Source organism: Ornithinicoccus hortensis, assembly GCF_006716185.1.
Lineage (GTDB): Bacteria > Actinomycetota > Actinomycetes > Actinomycetales > Dermatophilaceae > Ornithinicoccus > Ornithinicoccus hortensis.
In genome coordinates this window covers 3173121-3191966 of record NZ_VFOP01000001.1, presented here as the reverse complement: position 1 = coordinate 3191966, position 18846 = coordinate 3173121, and the positions used below count along the sequence as shown (strand labels likewise).

Annotated in this window: 17 protein-coding genes; 8 read left to right on the top strand and 9 right to left on the bottom strand. The window is 72.4% G+C overall.

The genetic code is table 11. The features are described 5' to 3' along the window. Positions 1-164: 164 nt before the first annotated feature. On the top strand, positions 165-1877 hold the full coding sequence (locus FB467_RS14960; protein WP_141785809.1) for a fibronectin type III domain-containing protein: 1713 nt from the start codon (positions 165-167) through the stop codon (positions 1875-1877). On the opposite strand, the gene FB467_RS14955 is transcribed toward FB467_RS14960, so the two are convergent. Together FB467_RS14955 and FB467_RS14950 are read right to left on the bottom strand one after the other, a co-directional pair. Further along, a complete protein-coding gene (locus FB467_RS14955) occupies positions 1874-3715 on the bottom strand; it encodes a hypothetical protein (RefSeq protein ID WP_141785808.1) in 1842 nt (613 codons plus the stop codon). The genes FB467_RS14960 and FB467_RS14955 overlap by 4 nt on opposite strands. A gap of 175 nt (positions 3716-3890) precedes the next feature. Continuing rightward, positions 3891-5012, bottom strand: a complete 1122-nt coding sequence (locus tag FB467_RS14950; RefSeq protein WP_141785807.1) for a hypothetical protein — start codon at positions 5010-5012, stop codon at positions 3891-3893. 104 nt (positions 5013-5116) lie between these two features. Here FB467_RS14950 and FB467_RS14945 point away from each other — a divergent pair, with 104 nt between their 5' ends. After that, positions 5117-7174, top strand: a complete 2058-nt coding sequence (locus tag FB467_RS14945; protein ID WP_141785806.1) for a dynamin family protein — start codon at positions 5117-5119, stop codon at positions 7172-7174. A 15-nt stretch (positions 7175-7189) separates the two neighbouring features. Continuing rightward, entirely contained in the window at positions 7190-8668 is a 1479-nt protein-coding gene (locus FB467_RS14940) for a dynamin family protein (protein ID WP_141785805.1), read from the top strand. Here the strand turns inward: FB467_RS14940 and FB467_RS14935 are convergent. The 4 genes from FB467_RS14935 to FB467_RS14920 all read right to left on the bottom strand — a co-directional run bounded on the left by FB467_RS14935 (position 8665) and on the right by FB467_RS14920 (position 11496). Further along, a complete protein-coding gene (locus tag FB467_RS14935) occupies positions 8665-9291 on the bottom strand; it encodes a response regulator transcription factor (RefSeq protein ID WP_141785804.1) in 627 nt (208 codons plus the stop codon). The two genes, FB467_RS14940 and FB467_RS14935, sit on opposite strands and share 4 nt — an antisense overlap. Positions 9292-9451: 160 nt before the next feature. Next, positions 9452-10000 carry an AMP-binding enzyme gene (locus FB467_RS14930; protein WP_342354734.1) on the bottom strand — a complete coding sequence of 183 codons (549 nt, stop codon included), beginning with the start codon at positions 9998-10000 and terminating at the stop codon, positions 9452-9454. Further along, positions 9918-10175: a hypothetical protein gene (locus FB467_RS19470; RefSeq protein ID WP_342354722.1), complete on the bottom strand. Its 258-nt coding sequence runs from the start codon at positions 10173-10175 to the stop codon at positions 9918-9920. Before FB467_RS19470 ends, FB467_RS14930 begins: the two co-directional genes overlap by 83 nt. A 238-nt stretch (positions 10176-10413) precedes the next feature. Then, positions 10414-11496: an OmpA family protein gene (locus FB467_RS14920; protein WP_141785803.1), complete on the bottom strand. Its 1083-nt coding sequence runs from the start codon at positions 11494-11496 to the stop codon at positions 10414-10416. Positions 11497-11719: 223 nt separating this feature from the next. Here FB467_RS14920 and FB467_RS14915 point away from each other — a divergent pair, with 223 nt between their 5' ends. The 4 genes from FB467_RS14915 (at position 11720) to FB467_RS14900 (ending at position 16603) form a co-directional block, all read left to right on the top strand. Then, a complete protein-coding gene (locus FB467_RS14915) occupies positions 11720-13471 on the top strand; it encodes a helix-turn-helix domain-containing protein (RefSeq protein WP_170230768.1) in 1752 nt (583 codons plus the stop codon). 92 nt (positions 13472-13563) lie between these two features. Beyond that, positions 13564-14712 (top strand): CaiB/BaiF CoA transferase family protein, encoded by a 1149-nt coding sequence (locus FB467_RS14910; RefSeq protein ID WP_141785801.1) that lies wholly within the window; start codon positions 13564-13566, stop codon positions 14710-14712. A gap of 63 nt (positions 14713-14775) precedes the next feature. Further along, a complete protein-coding gene (gene dctP, locus FB467_RS14905; protein WP_141785800.1) occupies positions 14776-15828 on the top strand; it encodes a TRAP transporter substrate-binding protein DctP in 1053 nt (350 codons plus the stop codon). After that, a complete protein-coding gene (locus FB467_RS14900) occupies positions 15821-16603 on the top strand; it encodes an enoyl-CoA hydratase/isomerase family protein (RefSeq protein WP_170230766.1) in 783 nt (260 codons plus the stop codon). The genes dctP and FB467_RS14900 overlap by 8 nt, the downstream gene beginning before the upstream one ends. Positions 16604-16690: 87 nt before the next feature. On the opposite strand, the gene FB467_RS19395 is transcribed toward FB467_RS14900, so the two are convergent. Beyond that, positions 16691-16987 carry a UBP-type zinc finger domain-containing protein gene (locus FB467_RS19395; RefSeq protein WP_141785798.1) on the bottom strand — a complete coding sequence of 99 codons (297 nt, stop codon included), beginning with the start codon at positions 16985-16987 and terminating at the stop codon, positions 16691-16693. Beyond that, positions 16984-17364, bottom strand: a complete 381-nt coding sequence (locus tag FB467_RS14890; RefSeq protein WP_141785797.1) for a VOC family protein — start codon at positions 17362-17364, stop codon at positions 16984-16986. The genes FB467_RS19395 and FB467_RS14890 overlap by 4 nt, the downstream gene beginning before the upstream one ends. A gap of 140 nt (positions 17365-17504) precedes the next feature. On the opposite strand from FB467_RS14890, the gene FB467_RS14885 reads away from it, so the two are divergent. Further along, positions 17505-18056 (top strand): pyridoxamine 5'-phosphate oxidase family protein, encoded by a 552-nt coding sequence (locus tag FB467_RS14885; RefSeq protein WP_141785796.1) that lies wholly within the window; start codon positions 17505-17507, stop codon positions 18054-18056. Positions 18057-18058: 2 nt separating this feature from the next. On the opposite strand, the gene FB467_RS14880 is transcribed toward FB467_RS14885, so the two are convergent. After that, positions 18059-18712 carry a hypothetical protein gene (locus FB467_RS14880; RefSeq protein WP_141785795.1) on the bottom strand — a complete coding sequence of 218 codons (654 nt, stop codon included), beginning with the start codon at positions 18710-18712 and terminating at the stop codon, positions 18059-18061. Positions 18713-18846: the final 134 nt, after the last annotated feature.

Genomic DNA, 18846 nt, shown 5'->3' with positions numbered 1-18846 from the left:
CGGAGCCGTCCTCGGGGCACCGCCGGTTGCCCCGAGAGGCAGAGGGCACTGCCCGGTATGCCGTACCTGTGCCGGAGCACTGTCGGTGCCCCCGGGCCACGCCTACGCTGGAGCGACGGGTGGTCGTGGGCTACCCGCCCCAGCCTGGTGAGGAGGCGTGGCCGGTGGCCGATCCCGTGGTCGAGCTGGAGCCGGCGACGGCCGCCGTCGAGCCCGGGGGCCAGACCCGCGTGGTGGTCACCGTGATCAACGAGGGCACCATCGTCGAGGGGTACCGGGTCGAGGTGCTCGACGATATGGCCGGTGCGGGGCCCGGCGTCGCCGGCCCGGCGTCGTGGTCGGAGGTGCTGTCGGCCGAGGGCGGGGATGCCGGGGCGCCGGACACCCCGGACGTGACGGTCTATCCGGGTCAGCAGCAGAGCGTGGTCGTGGTGTTCTCCCCACCGGTCGGCACCAAGGCCCCCGGCGGGCGCTGCGCGTTCGCCATCCGGGTCAGCTCGGTCGTCGACGCCGACACCAGCACCGTGGTCGAGGGGGACCTGGAGGTCGGCAAGGTCAGCGCCCTGCAGGCCAAGGTGGTGCCGGTGACCTCGAAGGGCCGCTGGCACGGTCGGCACGTGGTCGAACTGTCCAACTGGGGCAACACCCCGGTGCGGCTCACCGTCGCCGCCGAAGACCCGGACCGGGCGCTGGGGTTCCTGGTACAGCCGGAGACCGTCGAGCTGCCGGTGGGCGCCACCGCCCCGGTCCGGCTGCGGGTCCGCACCCGCCACCCACGGCTGCGCGGACCCGCCACCCGGCTGCCGTTCACAGTGCGGGCCCGACCCGCCGACCGGGCGCCCGGGACGGCCCCCACCGTTGTGCCGGGGCTGCCGCCGGGCACCCTGCCGGAGCCGGACACGGCGACGGTGGACGGTGCGTTCACCCAGAAGTCCATCGTGACCACCGGGACCGCGATCGGCGCCGGGCTGGCCGTGGTCGGGGTGGCCGCGCTCACGGCATACGGATTCAGCCTCCGGGGCGGCTCGGGGGAGACCTTCGAGGAGTTGGGGGTCCCCGACACCCCCGAGATCACGGTGGAGGCCCAGGGTCCCGACACCGTGCGGGTGAGCTGGCCGCCGGTGGAGAACATCGAGGGCTACAAGCTGTACACCGTGGACGCCGAAGGGGTGCGCAGCGGCGAACCGGTCGCGGTGGACCCCGACGTGGGGGCGATGACCGTGGCCGACCTCGAGCCCGAGCAGGAGTACTGCTTCTCCCTGGTCGCCGTGCGCGGCGAGATCAACTCCCCGGGGTCGGCGACCCAGTGCGCCCAGACCGAAGAGGCCGTCGCGGCGCCGACGACCGAGGACGGGGCCTCGGAGACCTCGGAGGAGACGTCGGTGGACCCGGGCCGTGGGACCACCGAGCCGGAGGCCACGACCGACGTACCGCCCACCGACCCGACGGCGGAGGAGACGGGCGGAGAAACGGCGACAGACGAGCCGGGAGAGACCACCGCGGGCGAGCCCACGGGACCGACCGTCCCGACGGTCCCGCCCCCGCCGCCGGTGGACGGGCCGCCGTTCGAGGCCGGGGAGTGGGCGGCCGTGCTGGTGACCTTCCCGGCGGAGGGCAGCGCGGGGGAGTTCGCGGCGAACCAGCGGGTCGACGCGCTGGGGGCCGAGGGGGTGGCGGCGCTCGCCGTGGCCACCGACGAGTACCCCGACCTGGGGTTCGCCCAGCAGGGGTGGCTCGTCGTCATGGACGACGGGTTTGCCTCGGCGGCGGAAGCGACCCAGGCGTGTCAGGACGTGCAGGCGGCGCTGCCGGCCCTGGTGCCGTTCTGCGACCCGCCGGTCCAGCCGGTCGCCGCCTCGGCGGGCCAGCCCGGTTAGCGCACCACCGGCGCGACGTACTTCACCAGCTCGAAGTCGATGCCGGTGACCACGCCGGGCCCGGTGGGGTTCGACCGCTCCACGAGTTTTGCGAAGTCCGGGGCGGTGAGGTCGACCTCGTGGACCGTCTTCGTGAGGTCGACCCCGCGGACGGCCTTGCCGAACGTCCGGGTGGCCGCGGTCGCGACCGGGCTGACCGAGCTTCCCTCGATCGAGGTCCTGGCAGCCGTCAGGTCCAGTCCCTGGGTCGCGCGCACCACCTCGGAGACCGTGCCGGTTTCCTTGGGTGGCAGCGGCTGCGGGTTCAGGCTGACCTCGATTCCACCCAGGGCCGCACGGGAAATCCAACCCTTACGCGCCACCTGGGAGATGCGCTCGGGGACGGCCTCCTTCTTCGCTGGGTGCACCTGCACGGTGCCGGACCAGCCGGAGGGTTGGGCGAAGAAATCGGTGCCGTGCCAGCGCTTGCCCGGCGCGACCGACACCCGCAACGTCAGGGGAGCGTCGATCGGCACCGCGCCCACCCGGTAGTGCCGGCGGCAGGTCTCCTCGTCGTCGTCCTCCCACAGCGCGGTGAGCTCGCCCACCTCGGCCATCGGCGGGGCCAACATCCCCGGCTCGCCGGGCATGGGGGTGGTCACCGTGACCGCCAGGTCGTCGGTGCCGCGGGCGAACTCGATGATGCGTCGCGAGACCTCCCGGTCACCCAGCACTGTCCGCAGCTCCACGACGGCGCCCGCGGCGATCCCGGCCAGCGCGTTCGGCCGGACCGCCGCGCCCATCGGGGTCAACCCGGCGATCGTCGCGCTGTCGAGGTCGACCGCCGGAGCGCTGCGCTCCACGACCTCTACCGACCCGGCGTGCTCCGGCGGGACCTCCAGGGTGGGGGCCGGGGCGGTCGGTGCCTCCGGTGGGTGCTCGATCAGGAGTGCCGCGGCGGTCAGCTCCGTCGACACCAGGTATGGCGTCACGCCCGCGACCAGGCGCGCGCGGGTCGGGTCCTCGGTGCCGCCGAGGGTGCGCGGCCAGCTGATCGTGCCCTCGACGATGCCGGACCGGTCGTAGCCGCGGGCCACCAGCGCCAGGCTCAGCACGCCCGGCGGCGCGCCGTCCAGGCGCAGGCCGCGCAGCTCGGTGCCGGACCCGTCGAGCACGTCGACGACCGAGTCCAGGAACCAGTAGCCGGCGTCCGCCAGCTCCTTCAGCTTCTGGTTCACCGGGTCGATGGCGTCCTCCAGGAACCGGCCGTTCACCAGGTCGGCGAAGTCGGTGCCGGCGATGAGCTGCTGGAGTTGCTCGACGAAGCGCACGCCCCGGAAGAAGGCCACCACGTCGTCGATGAAGAACGCGATGTCGGTCACCAGGCTCATCGAGTCGATGTCGGGTGCCAGCACCTTCAGCGAGCGCAGCGGCAGGATCTTCACCGCCCCGGTCGCCGACGTCGGCAACTGCACCGGGAAGGTGAAGGACAGCCCGAATCCCAGGGACACCCGCGGGTCGGCCCACTTGCCGAAGTCCGTCGGCTGGGTGCTGCTGGCCACGATCCTGCTGCGCCCGGTGGTGCAGGTCAGCAGGACTGTGCCGGTGTCCTCGCGGGTGACGGAGATCCACAGCTGGGGCGAGATGGTGATCTCGAGGTCGTAGAGGGTGAACCCGCGGTGCAGCAGGTCCGCCGCGCCGAGGCTTTGGGTGAGCTGGGCCGCCAGCTTGGGAGCGACCGAGGGCCAGGCCTGCTGGATCAGCGTGTCGAACGTTCCGGCAAGGTAGTCGACCGGCTCGGGGGCGCCGTCCCCGGTCGCCTTGGCCAGTCCGATTCCGGTTCCGATGGGGAGTGTCATGACGAGGTCTCTTATCGCGCTGTCAGGGCGCCTCGTGAGTGGCGCCGGACCCGTCTGTGAGGCACCACCTGGCAATCAAAAATCGTAGGGCCGGTCGCGAGCCGGTGTCCAGGCATTTGACCCGCGGCCCGGACCGCCCCGGACGTCCACGGGACGGGGCAGCGGTGGCCGGTCGTCAGTGGGCCGGCCGGGCCACGAGCCCGAGCTCGGACAGGCCCGCCACGTCCTCCACCCGGTCGTCGTCGGAGCGGAACGTCGCACCGATGCTGATGGTGAGCCGGGAGACCGGGACCTGTGAGTCGAACGCGACGTCCTGCACCTCCGGCGACCGGTCCAGGTCCACGGTGCGGCAGGTCCCGTCCGGGAGCATCACGTGCAGCTGCGTGGGGATCTGCTGGAGCGGGCGGGTCGAGGGGTCGGTGACCCCGGTGATCACCCGCAGGCCGCGGACCCGCGTCTCGGGGAAGGAGAGCACGACCCGGCCGCCGGGCGCGGCACCGCACCGCGCGGGCTCCTCCGGAGGCTCCCACTCGGTGACCCAGGCCGTCTCGGGGTTGTGGTCGATCAGCCCCGTGGCGCCGTGGTCCCCGACGACGGCGTCCTCGGGTTCGGCCCGGACGGTCACGTCCGTCACCGCCTCGAGCTTGTCGGTCAGGTCGTACCACCGGTCGGTGCCCCAGCCGATCGGGTCCCGGCCGATCACCGCGAAGGCGCCGCCGACGAGCCCGACGAGCAGCACGACGATCCCGACCCGGCGCCACCGGTAGAGCGGCGGCAGGCTGCGCCGGTAGGCGCGTCGGGCGACCCGGGTATCGGAGCGCAGCAGCCGCTGCCACCACCGACGGCGCCGCGGTGCGGGCGCCCGGACCGGCGCCCCGTGGCCCAGGACCTGTCCGCAGTGCCCGCAGAACCGGCGGCCCGCGACGACGTCCCGGCCGCAGCTCGGGCACACCGGCCCGCGTGGCGGGACCGGCGCGGCGGTCGCCACCGGTGGGCCCGGGTCCGGTCCCGCGAGTGCGGCGGTGGCCGTCGCTGGGGTCGTCGCGACGGACGCCGCGCTGGAGGGGGCCTCGCTGGTGGGGGTCGTGCTCGTGGCGGCTCCGGTGGCGGGAGCCGCGGCGACGGCCTGGTCGGGCGGTGACTCCGGCAGCGGGGCGGTCGGCGGATCCAGCAGCGGCCCAGTCGGCTCGCCGCCTCCCTCGCCTGGGTCGTCCCACCCCAGGTAGATGCCGCAGAACAGGCAGAACTGGGTGCCCGGCGGGTTGGGCTCCCCGCAGCCGGTGCAGACGTCGTTCATGACGGTCACCTCCGTGGGACGAGGGTCGACGGGACGGGCCGGGTGCTCGATAATGGGAAGCTCCGACACAGGAACTCCCGACGAGGCCCGCAGAAGGGGGCATCGTGGCCGTCTGCACCAGCTGTGGCCTCCACAACGAGGAGGACGCGGTCTTCTGCGCCCGGTGCAACCACTTCCTGGAGTGGGAGGAGGAGGGAGCGGGGGAGCCCACGCCACAGCCGGCCCCCGAGGTCGAGGCCGAGCCGGCAGCCGAGGTCGAGCCCGAGCTCGAGCCGGCGCCCGAGCCAGAGGTCAAGCCCACACCCGAACCGGCAGCAGAGGTCGAGCCGGCGCCCCGGCCCCCGCCGGAGCCACAGGCCGAGCCCCGTGCGGCAGCCCCGGAACCCGTGGCGCGTGCGCTGGACACGATCGACGAGGGCGCCCGGCTGGCCCGGGAGCAGAACCGGCCGGACCTGGTGGAGCACCTGGAGCAGGCCCGCGGACGGCTCCGGCAGGGCAGCGCGACGGTAGCGGTCGTCGGGGAGTTCAAACAGGGCAAGTCGACGCTGGTCAACGCGCTGCTGCAGACGGCGGTGTGCCCGGTCGACGCGGACGTCGTGACGGCGGTGCCGACGGTGGTCAGCCACGGGGCCAAGGCGAGCGTCACGGCATACCGGCAGCCCGACGGTGACGGACCGGTCCGTCCGGTGCAGGCCTCGTTCAACGACATCCGCGCGCTCGTCGCGGACTCCTCCGGGGACGGCGGTCAGCGGTATGTCGAGGTGCACCTGCCGCACCGGATGCTGCGGGCCGGTCTGCGGCTGATCGACACCCCCGGGGTGGGTGGGCTGGACTCGGCATACGGGCAGCTCGCGCTCGGCGCCCTGCAGACCGCCGACGGCGCGCTCTTCGTCACCGACGCCTCCCAGGAGCTGACCCAGCCGGAGGTGGACTTCCTGCGGTCGGCGACCTCCCGGTGCCCGAACGCGGCCGTGGTCGTCAGCAAGACGGACCTGTATCCGGAGTGGCGCCGGATGGTGGAGCTGAACCGGGGCCACCTGCGGGCGGCCGGGATCGACCTGCCGGTGCTGCCGGTGTCCTCCTTCCTGCGGCTGCGGGCCACCACCGACCCCTCGCTGAACGAGGAGGCCGGGTTCGCCCCGCTGGTGACCTTCCTGGCCTCGGTGGTGAGCAGCCAGGCGGGCCGCGCGGCCGAGCAGGCCGTGGCCGAGGTGGACTTCGTGGCCGAGCACCTGGCGGCCGCGACCCGGGCGGAGAAGGCGGTGCTCGCCGAACCGGTCCGGTCCGAGGAGGTCATCCAGGACCTCGGCCGGACCCACCAGCGGGCGGCCGGGCTCGCGGCGGCCTCGGCCGGGTGGAAGGTGGCGCTCTCCGACGGCGTGCAGGACCTCATCGCCGACGTGGACCACGACCTGCAGCAGCGGCTCCGCTCGGTGCTGCGGGAGGCCGAGGGCGTCATCGAGGCCGGGGACCCGTTGGAGACGTGGGACGACACCGAGGCCTGGTTGCGCCGGCAGGTGGCGACCGCGGCGGTGCAGAACCGTGAGCTCTTGCTGTCCCGCGCGACCGAACTGGCCGCCGACCTCGCGGCGGACTTCGAGCTGGCCGGTGGCGCGTTCGCGCTGCGGTTGCGCGGCCTGAGCGACGTGACGGAGACCGCGGCGATGCCGGACTCCGCCGCGATCGCGGTCCGCCCGGGCCGGCTGCAGTCGATCATGATGGTGACCCGGACGACGACCTTCGGCCCGATGCTGATGTTCAGCGTGGCCGGCCTGTTCGGCCTGGCCATGCCGCTGGTCGGGGTGGCCGCGGCGGCGCTCGGGGCCGGGCTGGGTCAGCGGGCGATGCGCGAGGAGGGCCAACGGGTGCGCGCCGGTCGCCGGCAGCAGGCCAAGGCGGCGGCCCGCAAGTATGTCGAGGAGGTCTCCTTCGTGCTGAGCAAGGAGAGCCGGGACAGCCTGCGCGAGACCCAGCGGCAGTTGCGGGACGACTTCCAGGCCCGCGCCGAGGTGCTGGAGGCCTCGGTCTCCGCCGCACTCCGGGCGGCCCAACAGGCCAGCGCGCTGGGCCCGGAGGACCGGGCCACCAGGTCGCGGGAGCTGGCCGCCCGGGACCAGCGGTTGGCCCGGCTCACCCGCGGACCCGCCGGCGGCGGGGTCTGAGGAGGGGAGGGAGTCGTGGCGGAGAGCCTGGTGGCACGCGTCGGCGCGGCCGTGGACCGTGCCGCGGAGCGCGCCCCGACTCAGCAGCTGTCCCAGGAACTGGTGGCGCTGCGCGAGCGGTTGGACGGCCCGCTGCGGCTGGCCATCGCGGGCCGGGTCAAGGCGGGCAAGTCCACCCTGCTCAACGCCCTCGTCGGGGAGAACCTGGCGCCGACCGACGCGGGGGAGTGCACCCGGGTGGTCACCTGGTACGGCTACGGCGCGGCGCCCCGGGTCCGGCTGCACCCCCGCCAGGGGCCGGTGGTCGACCGGCCGTTCCGGCGGGACGACGGCGCCCTCAGCATCGACCTCGGCGGGCTCGCGCCCGAGCAGATCGACCACCTCGAGGTGCGCTGGCCCACCCGGCGGCTGCAGGGGCTGACCCTGGTCGACACCCCGGGCATCGCCTCGCTCTCGACCGAGGTGTCGGCCCGCACCCACGAGGCGCTGACCGGCGACGTGGGGACGGTCGCCGTCGCCGACGCGGTCCTCTACCTGCTCCGGCACGCCCACGCCAGCGACCTGAACTTCATGGAGGCCTTCCGGGACCGGCAGGTCACCGAGGGGACACCGGTCAACACCGTCGGCGCACTGTCCCGGGCCGACGAGATCGGCTCGTGCCGGCTGGACTCGATGGAGGTCGCCACCCGGGTCGCCCAGCGGTATGCCGAGGACCCGCGGGTGCGTCGGGTGTGCCCGACCGTGGTCCCGGTGAACGGGCTGCTGGGACACGCCTCGGCGACACTGCGCGAGACGGAGTTCGCCGCCCTCGCGGCGATCGCGGGCGGTCCGCAGGACGAGGTGGGGAAGTTGTTGCTGACGGCCGACCGGTTCGGCCGCAACCCCGCACCGCGCAACCCCGGGCCGGAGGTGCGCCAGCACCTGCTGCGCCGGTTCGGCCTGTTCGGGGTGCGGGTGGCGGTGCACCTGGTCGGCAGCGGTGAGGCGGGCACCGCGACCGAGCTCGCCGAGGGGTTGCGGCAGCGGTCGGGGCTGCAGGAGTTGCGCACCCTGCTGACCGTCCAGTTCACCCAGCGCAGCAGGTTGCTGCGGGCCCAGTCCGTGCTGGCCGGCCTGCGCTCGGTGCTGCACCGGGGCGACTGGCCCGACGCGGCGGACCTGCTCGGCGAGGTGGAGCACCTGGTCTCCAGCTCGCACGAACTGGAGGAGCTGCACCTGCTGGGACAGCTGCGGACCGGGGCGCTCGAGCTGCCGGCCGAGCGGTCCGCGACGCTGCAGCGGTTGTTCGGCGGGTCCGGGACCGGCGTCGCCGCGCGGCTGGGTGTCCCCGACGCCCCGCCCGCGCAGCTGCGGCAGGAGGCCGTGGCACAACTCGAGTCCTGGCACCGCGTGGCGCGGCACCCGCTCACCAACCGACAGCTCCATGTCCTGTGCCAGAGCGCCGTGCGCAGCCTCGAGACGATGCTGGACGGCGACCTCTCGACCGGGCGTTAGATCAGACCCTCGCGCAGTGCATATGCCACCGCGTGGGAACGGTTGCGCAGCTGCAGCCGCGTGGTCAGGTCGTGGAGGACGTTCTTGACGGTGCGCTCGCTGTAGCAGAGCTCCCGGGCGATCTCCGCCGTGTCGTGGCCGTCGGCGACCAGGCGGAGCACCTGGACCTCCCGCGGGGTGAGCCCGGTGAAGGTCAGCCCGCGGGGCGTGAGGACCTGGCGCTGCAGCCGGCCGAGCTGGGTCATCAGGCGGCCCAGCATGTCGCCGGGGACCTCGCCCTCACCGGCCTGCACCCGGGTGATCACCCGGACCAGGTTCTCCCCGGTGGCGTCGCGGCGACGGAGTAACCCGGCCACGCCGGACTCGGCGGCGGTGACCAGGCCCGCGTCGTCGATCGCGGTCGCCACGACGATCAGGTGCGGCAGGTCGCCCCGGCGCAGGGCGTGCAGCACGCGGGTGGTGTTCTCGTCGATCTGTTCGGTGACCACGATGGCGACGGTCGCCTGGTCGAGCCCCGCCTCCTCGACGACCCGGACCTCGGGTCTGCCGCGCAGTTGGCTGACGACGCCGGCCTGGGAGATCGGGTCCGCGCCGTGAACATAGGTGGTGACTGGTGCACTCATGGTTTCCCCTCGGGACGTGCATGGTGTTCTCTGGCACCACGATCGTGTCCCTTGGGCCTCAACAAGCGCTCAACACGGGCAGCCCGGGCGCCCGAACGGGCAGCGGGGCCTGCGCCGCCGGCCTGCCCATCCGGGTCCCCACCCACCGCCAGGAAGGCGGTCAGCCGACCGGGGCGCGGACCTCCCGGCGCAGGATCTTGCCGGTCGGTCCCTTCGGCGGCTCGGGGAGCAGCCACACCTCCCGCGAGTACTTGTAGGGAGCGATCCGCTCCCGCACGAAGGCCTGGATCTCCGCCGGGGTGGCCGTGCACCCCGCCTTGAGCGCGACCGCCGCGGCGATGTCCTCACCCAGCTCGGGGTGCGGTTGCCGACGACCGCGGCCTCGGCCACCGCCGGGTGCTCGTAGATGACCTCCTCGACCTCCCGCGGGTAGACGTTCAGGCCACCGCGGATGATGAGGTCCTTCTTGCGGTCCACGATGGTGAAGTAGCCCTCGGCGTCGCGGACCGCGAGGTCGGGCAACCCCCAGTAGCCCTTCATCACGTTGGGGCCCTTGATCAGGATCTCCCCGACCTCCCCCGTCGGGCAGGTCGGCGCCGTCCGGGTCCACGACGCGCATCTGCACGTCACGCACAGCGAAGCCGACGGTCCCGGGCTTGCGGGTCCGGTGCGGGTGGTTGAACGAGGCGACCGGCGAGCTCTCGGACAGCCGGTAGCCCTCGAGGATGACGCAGCTCGGAGTCGTAGTCCCAGTCCCACTCGCTCTTGAACAGGGCGCCGAAGGCCGCGGGGATGTGGATCTCGTCCGCGGTATCCGGTGCGCCGGCCTCGATGAGGTCCACCCGGACCTCTGGGTCCTCGGTCAACCGGGCGGCCAGGGGCACCCGGCCGACCCTGCTCCAACGATGACGTAGTCGTACATGACTTCCTCGCATTCCTCGGCGAACCTGGGGTGCCCGGCCGGAGCGGTGCGGCCCGGCGCTGGGCGTGTGGTCCAGCGTGCTGGCACCACCGGGTTGATGCGATGGCAGTCGCCCACAGTGTTGGGAGCACCGGACTGTAGGCCGGCCACAAGACCTGCGTCGGCGGCACTGCATACGGACACCCTTCGCGGTCTGCGGGTCAGTCATCCAGGTAGCGCCACACGCAGGACGGGTCCCCGGCTAGGCCGGTCATTTCGAAGGCGCGGAACCGGCGCAACCCGTCGGCCACCATGGACCCGCCGCCCTGGCTGGTCTGCACCTGGAGCTGGAGGAGGCGCTGCTGCATCCGCGCCCGTGCCGCCCGCGCCTCGGCCAGGAACCGATCGACCGTCTGCCGGACGATGGCCGGCGTCAGGACCCCGTTCCTGCGGAAGGCGCTGTCCAGCATGCCGGCCAGCGTCAGATAGGTGGTGCCCTGATGTCCCGGCATCACCGTGGACGCCGGCCGCGCCGTCGTCGGTCCGTCCGGGACGTGGGAGCCGTAGTGGTCGGGCGCGCCGAGGTCCAGCGGGTTCCTCGGCATGAGGTACACGATGCCCGTCGCCGTCGGGGTCCAGATCTGGTCGAAGGACCCGCCGACGACACCGCCCACCTGGGCTTTGAGGTATGCCGTGGCCTGGCGTCGGTGGCGCTCCACATCAGGGATCTCGGCACGCCGGGGGAGGACGATCTCGATCTCGACGCTGCGGTCCATCGCCATCTGCACCATCGGGTCGGGCGAGCGTTGTGGGCTGCCGATGCCTGCGCCCCGCGGGTCGACCCGGCGGCCGGGCCGCAGACGCCGCACCACGCTGGCCGCTACCGACGCGCGCTCGGCCGACAGGATCGCATTGTGCGCGGCGCTGCCGCTGGGGCTGGCCCACCCGACGACCCGGACCGACGTCCCGGCGTGCAACCACGCGGTGCCGGCGCGGTCGAGGAAGGTCGCGACCTGCGCCTGGTGCTGTGGGTGCATCGCCGCCTCGTCGACCGGGTAGTTCCAGAGCAGCAGGTGATCAGGGGAGCTGCTGGTCCGGGGCGTGGGGTCGGCACGGAAGGCATCCGTCTCGGGCGTCCGCTGGAGGGACACCAGCACCCGGGGCAACCGGCGTAGGTGCCGGACGGTGGCCCGGTTGCCCGCGCTCCGCTGGAGCAGCGCGACGTCGGTGTGGGGCCAACGGGCGGGTCCGGCGGGCCGTTGTCCGGCCAGGTCTTCGGCCTCGCGGCGCGCCGTCGGAGCCATCCGCATCAGGTTCGGTCCCTCACGCGGATGAGGCGTAGCGCGGTCGACGGCACGCATCCCATCACGGTAGGGCTCAGCAGGGCACCCACCGGGGTCCTCGGGTGCCGGGCCGAGGGCAGTCCTCGGTGCGCGTTCGGGCGGCCGGCGGGGCACGGCATACCGCTGGTGTATGCCGCGGCTACGGTGGGGTGCGCCCGGTGCACGCGTGGATTGTGAGGAACGCATGGGTTCAGGTCCGTACGGCGGCACCCTGGAGGAGGCTCGCCAACTCCGCCTCCTGCTGACCGCTGCGGAGCGACTGTTCCGGGTGCAGGCCTTCGACGAGTTGCTCGAGGCCGTGCTGTCCACCGCGAGGACCTTGCTCAACTGCGATCTGGCCCACGTCAACCTGCAGGGGACCGAGGCGGTCGGGGATCAGTCCGTGCGCGCCCTCGATGGTGCACTGACGGAGGCCTTCCGCCAACAGCGGACGCCCGCGGGGTCCGGACTGACCGGCAGGGTCGCCGACTCCCGCAGCCCGTACATCACGCAGGACTACCTGGCCGACGAGTTCATCCGGCACGACCCGTTGGGCGACGACTCCGTGCGGGCGGAGGGCCTGGTCTCGATGGTGGGTGTGCCCCTGTTCCGCAACGAGGACGTGATCGGGGTCCTGATGGCGGGCTACCGACGACGCACCGAGCTGGACATGTCTCACGTCAGCACGTTGTCGACCCTCGGTAGCCTCGCCGCGCTCGCCCTGAACAGCGCCCGTCTCCACGAGGAGAACCAACGGGCCGTGGCCGAGTTGCGGCAGGCCAACGCATCGCTGCGGGCGGGCAAGGCTGACCTGGAGTCCTCGGCCGTCGCCCACGACCGGCTCACCACCCTGGTTCTCCGGGGGGCGGGCCCGGACGAGATCGTCGGTGCTGTCGCCGACATCCTCGGCGCCCGGTGCGTGGCCCTCGACCCGGACGGTGCCCCTTCCGGAGGCGAGCCCACGACGCTGGACGCGACGTTCCGGATCGGGGCCGAGGAGTGGGCCCAGATCTGTCGTTCGGGTCGCGCCCAGCAGTCCGCCGGGGCAGACGGCAGCGCCCGGTGGATCGTGCCGGTGTCGGCGGGGTCGGAGGTGCTGGGCGGGATCGCGCTCTCCCGACCGGAAGCGCCCACGCTGATGCCGCTCGAGGTGCGCACCCTGGAACGCGCCGGCGTGGTGTTCGCGCTCGTGGCCACCCGTGCCCGGGCTGTCGACGACGCCCGCAGCCGGATGACCAGCGACCTGGTCCGCGCCCTCGTCTCAGCCGAGGGAGCCGACCCGCTCAGCAGGGAACGGGCTGCCCAGGTCGGCCTGGTCGACGGGACGGACCTCATCGTCCTCGCCGTCTCGACCGTCGACGCCGGGCAGGAGTCGCTCCGGGAGGTCCGGGGCTTCGCGACCTCCCGGGGCGGGTTCGCCTCGCACGCCGGTGCCGAGACGGTCGTCATCATCCGGGGGACCGATGAGGAGCAGGCCGCTGCGGACCTCGACGAGCGGCTGGGTGCGAGCCTCGACCGTTTCACGATCGGGGCGAGTCGGCCGGTGACCGGGCTGGCGGACCTCCCACAGGCGTTCCAGGAGGCGAGCGCCTGCCTCCGCGCCCGGGAGGCGCTGGGAGGTCGCCAGCGATGGGCCACGATCGGTGCCCTGGGGTACCTCGGTCTGCTGCTCGGGAAGGGGGAGGGGAACTCGCCGGCGGAGTTCATCGCGCGCAGCATCGGCCCGGTCCTGGAGTACGACGCCCGCCGCGGCAGCCGGCTCCGCGAGACCGTGGAGTGCTACCTGGAGTCCGGGCGCAGCCTCCGGGAGGCCGCGACCAGGCTCACCGTGCACCCGAACACGGTGACCCAGCGGTTGGGTCGGGTGGCCGACCTGCTCGGACAGGACTGGCAGGAGCCGGAACGCCTCGTCGACCTCCAGGTGGCGCTCCGGCTCAGGAGGTTGCAGGAAGGCTGACCGAAACTCATGGGGTGGGAACCATGAACCGTGTCCCGATGATGTGGTTCGACACATGGTGACCACGCTCCCCGCCGCCCTAACCTCGGTCCATGTCCTCGGCCCCGCTCCCGCTCGACGGCATCCGCGTCATCGACCTCAGCAGGGCGCTGTCCGGCCCCTTCTGCAGCACCCTGCTGGCCGACCTGGGCGCGGACGTGGTCAAGGTCGAGACGCCACAGGGGGACATGATCCGGACCTGGGGACCTTTCGACGGGGACACCAGCCTGTATGACGTCTCGGTCAACCGGAACAAGCGATCGGTCGTGCTGGACCTGCGTTCCGGGGAGGGGATGTCCGTGCTGCGCGAGCTGCTCGGCACCGCGGACGTCCTCGTCGAGAACTTCCGCCCGGGCGTGCTGGAGGACATGGGTCTTGGACCCGAGGTGCTGCGCCAGGACTTCCCCGGGCTCGTCCTGACGAGGGTCAGCGGGTTCGGACCGGTCGGCCCGCTAAAGAACGCCGCCTGCTTCGACCAGATCGCGCAGGGCATAGGTGGCTTCATGTCGGTGACCGGCACGGACGGACAGCCCACCCGTGCCGGGGTGCCGATCGCCGACCTGCTCACCGGCATGTTCGCGGCGCTGGGCACCACGGCCGCTCTTGCCGGCCACGCCCGTCAGGCACCGGTTCGATCCGTCGAGGTCTCGCTGCTGGAGAGCGTGATCGGGGTGCTGACCTTCCACACGCAACGCTTCCTCTCCCTCGGGGAGTCCGCGGGACCGGCCGGGAACGACCACCCGGTCATCGCGCCCTACGGGGTCTTCGAGTGTGCGGATACCGGCATCAATATCGCCGCTGCCACCCAGGCCCAGTGGGAGTCGTTGTGCGAGGTGGTGGGCCTGGAGGCCCTCATACACTCGACCGACTACCGGGACCAGGACGCCCGCGTGCGCCACCGTGGGTCGCTCACCGAGGAACTCAACCGGAGACTCTGTACGCAACCCTCGGCATACTGGTTGAGCCGGTTCGCCGAGGTGGGGATCCCGGCCGGGAGGATCAACGACATGGCGGGCGTCTTCGCCGATGCCCAGGTGCGGGCGCTGGGGATCACCGCACAGGTCGAGCACCCGGGGCTCGGGCCCGTCGAACTGCTCCGCGGGCCGATCCGGTTGGATGGAGAGCTCCCCGACGTCAGGCGGCCCCCTCCGGTGCTCGGCGAACACACCGAGGAGGTCCTCGCCCAGCTCGGCCACCACTGATCAACCACCCACCACCAGCGTGGCCACGGCGCCGCGACCTCCCCGCACAGCGAAGGACGACCCATGACACCCACCCTCACCCTCCGGCGAGCCCTGGTATGCCTTCCGCTCGTCAGTCTGCTCGCTCTGACCGCCTGTGGTTCCGGCGGCGGCGGCGGTGCCGAGGACGCGGTGACCCTGCGGCTCTCGCACCAGTGGCCCGACGTCGGCGTCGACGGGGACGGGGATCACCGGGCGCTGATCGCCCAGCGGTTCGCCGAGGAGGTCAGCGAGCGCAGTGACGGCTCGATCGAGGTCCAGGTCTACCCCAACGCCAGCCTGGTCAAGGCGACCGAGCAGTACTCGGCGATGACCAACGGCTCGGTCGACGCCTCGGTCTTCCCGCTGTCCTACGCTGCGGGGCACGTGCCGGCGTTCGACATCACGCTCATGCCCGGCCTGATCCGCAACCACGAGCAGGCGGAGGCGTGGGGGACCTCCACGATCGGTGAGTCGGTGGAGGAGATCACCGAGGAGCACGGCGTGAAGATCCTCATCTGGATGTGGGGCTCGGGGATCTTCGCGACCAAGGGCGACCCGATCGTCACTCCCGACGACATCCGCCCCGGCATGGTGATGCGCGGCGCCGGCGGTGCCACCGAGGAGGTGCTCGAGGCGGCCGGCGCGGGGATCACCAGCCTGCCCTCCAACGAGATCTACTCGGCCCTGCAGACCGGGGTGTTGGACGGAGTGAGCACCTCGCCGTCGTCGACGATCTCCTTCAACCTGCAGGAGCAGATCGACAGCTACACGGCCTCCACCGAGAACTCGTTCTGGTTCATCGCCAACCCGCTGATCATCAGCAACGAGAGCTGGGACAAGCTCTCGCCGGAGCAGCAGGACATCGTGCAGAGCGTGTCGGAGGAGCTGCAGCCGGAGGCGTACGCGATGGCGAGCGAGGACGAGACGGAGGCCACGGCCGTCCTCAAGGAGTCCGGCGTGGAGGTCGTCGAGATGGACGATGCGGCCTTCGAACAGTGGCAGGAACTGTCCAAGGAGACCGCCTGGAAGTCCTTCGCGGAACGTGTCGAGGACGGTCAGCGGCTGCTGGACGAGGCGCAGAGCGCCGGTGACTGACGCCGCGGACCGGTCCGCGGGCCGGATCACCTGCACCGTCGACGGTGCGGTCGCCCACCTGGTGATCGACAACGTCGGCAAGCACAACGCCGTCACCGGCCCGATGTGGGACCAGCTCCGGCAGATCCTGGAGGAACTGCGTGACCGGGACGGGCTCCGGGTGGTGACCCTCCGCGGCGCCGGCGGGGTCTTCTCCTCGGGCGCGGACCTCAACGAGGTGCTGGCCGCGACGCAGGGCCGCGAGCAGGCCACCCGGTTCTGCGAGCGGGTCGCCCGCGCCCTGCTCAGCCTGGTCACGTTTCCGCACCCGACGGTGGCCGTCCTCGAGCGGCACGTGGCCGGTGGCGGCGCCGAGATCGCACTGGCCTGCGACCTACGGGTCGCCCGGGACGACGTGAGCTTCCAGATCCCGATGGCCACGCTCGGGGTCGTGCCGGACGGTGTGACGGCCCGACGGCTGGCGCAGATCGGTGGGCCCGGGACGGCGCGGTCCGTGCTCCTGCAGGGGCGCGCGCTCAACGCCCGGGAGTGCCTGCGGCGCGGGGTGGTCGAGGACGTGCTCGCGGCCGAGGAACTGGACCAGCACCTGCTCCGGATGGTGAAGGCGTTCGCCTCCTCGTCCGCCTACTCGGTCACGCGGACCAAGGCCATGCTCCTGGAGCAGGAGGCCTGGGACGTGCAGGACCTCACGAGCGGGATGGTCGCCTCGTTCCTGCACGGCGACGTCGCGGTGAACGCCCGGGCCTTCCTCGAGAGGCGTGGTCCGCGCGGGTAGTCCCGCCTTGCTCGTGTCCGACGGACCGTTGTGCGGCTGGGGCCACGGCGTCCCGACGCGCCGCCGGTGTAGATCGAAGCGAACCAGCTATTCGTAGGACGGCGCAGGGGGCGCCGACGGCACCCGGAAGGCGATCTCGTCGACGTAGCACCACCACCAGTCCTCACCCGGCTCGAACGATCGCACGAGTGGGTGGTCGCCGTGGTCCTGCCAGTGGGCCGTCGCGTGCTTGCCGGGGGAACTGTCGCAACACCCGACGTGACCGCACGTCATACAGATCCGCAGGTGCACCCACGAGCCCCCGTCGCGAAGACACTCCTCGCAGCCGTGGCCCGAAGGCTGGACCTCGTGGGTCGTCTCGACATGGCTGCAGGGCGAGTTCACGGGGTGTCTCCCACGCCGGAGTCCGTGGTGCCCTCGTAGAGCCCGATGACGTTGCCGTCGAGGTCCTCGAAGAAGGCCCACCAGCTGGTCTCGGAGATCGGCTGCTTGGGCTGCACGACGGTGCCGCCCTGCTCGGCCACCACGGCGAGGGTGTCGTCGATGGAGTCGACCTCGACGTAGGAGCGGGGCTGGGTGAAGCTCTCGTCGCGCGGGGCGAGCCCGCCACCGCTGATCTTGTTCGGGGCCTGCCACATCGGGTAGCCCTCGAAGCCGGGCACCTCGGCGATCTCCCAGCCGAACAGCGCCTGGTAGAACTCGGTGGCCCGGGCGTGGTCCGAGACCGGGATGTCGATGTGCGTGATGTCGCCGTGTGCCATGACGTGCTCCGTTGCTCGTGCGGGCCGGTGATCGGCCGCTGCCCATCCAGTCTTGCACCGGCGCGGTGACGGCACGACCCGAGGAGGACCTGACCTCGATCCCGGACGGGGGGAGCGGGTCGGCGGGTAGGTTCGATCGGGTGCGCAGAGAGATCACCGAACGGTTGGCCCTGACCTACCGGTCCTGGGCGCGGCGGAGGCAGCTGACGGACCCGGCCGACATCGCCCGGTGGGCCTGGGAGTTCGTCAACTCTCGCAGGTACTGCCTGATGGTCACGGCAGCGGAAGACGGGCCGGCGGCGCGGGTGCTCGAACCGTTCGCCCCCCGCGACGGGCTGATCCGGCTCGGCACGGACCCTGCGTCGCGCAAGGTCGCGGATATCCGGCGGACCGGTCGCTGCCTCCTCGTCTACCAGGACGACCGTCGGCGGGCCTGCGTGACGCTCGACTGCGAAGCCACAGTGCAGACGGAGGGACACCTGCCGTTCAAGCCGGCGTGGCGCTCGTTCTGGGCGGCGGGACCCGACCAGACCTACGTCGCCATCACCTGCCGACCGGTGGCACTGGAAGCCTGGTCGGCCACGGCCGTCATCGCCCCGGAGCCGTTCGGCCGGCGCAGCGCCCGGCTGGTACGGCAGGACGGGCGGTGGGAGTTCGAGCCGACCGACCGAGACGGTGGGCGCCCGGCGTGACGTCAGCCGATCTCGACCTCGTCGGCCGCCAGCTGGACCAGCTCCAGCCCACGCTCCGGCGGCATCTGCGACCCCTGCACCTCCAGGATCACGGTGTGGTCCTCCGCAGAAACCTGGCACCGCACGACGTAGGACTCGATGTCCGCCGGGTCCGTGCCCTCCCGGTAGGGCGTCTGCGGGCGCGTCAGGCACTGGGCGTCCCCGTCCACCTCGACCCACTCCATCGGGGTCGCCAGGTTGAGGATCTCCGGTGCCGATTCGGTGTCCTGGCTGGACCAGAGACCCGGCGAGGTCGCGGCGACCGCGAAGACGGTCACGGAGGTCTCCAGCTCGTCGTCGGAGTAGGCAGCACCGGCAGTCGTTGCGCCGCCGTACGCGGCCGACAGGGTGACCGTGGCCTCGTCGCGGACGGTCTGCCGCTTCCGTACCGTCTCCTGGGCCCCGGCGTTGTCCGAGCCGCCGACGACTTCGGCGATCACGTCCGCCTCGGGTCGCATCCCGTCGAGCTGCTCGGGCAGTGTCACGGTGGCACTTGAGTCCGGTCCGTCGTCACCGCCGAGCGCTCGGGCGCCGCCGGCCCCGAGGGCGACGCCCGCGATCAGCGCGCATCCCGCCGCCAGCCACACCCGACTCCTGACCTGCGAAGACTGTGTCATGGATACCCTTTCTCACGAGCCAGGCCGGCCGCCGTGGCTGGATCACCGCTTCGACGTCCTGCCCATCCTGACGGTTCCCGCGGCATGCCGTTGGTCCAGTGGTCGCGCGGGGACCGGACACGCTGCCATGGGTG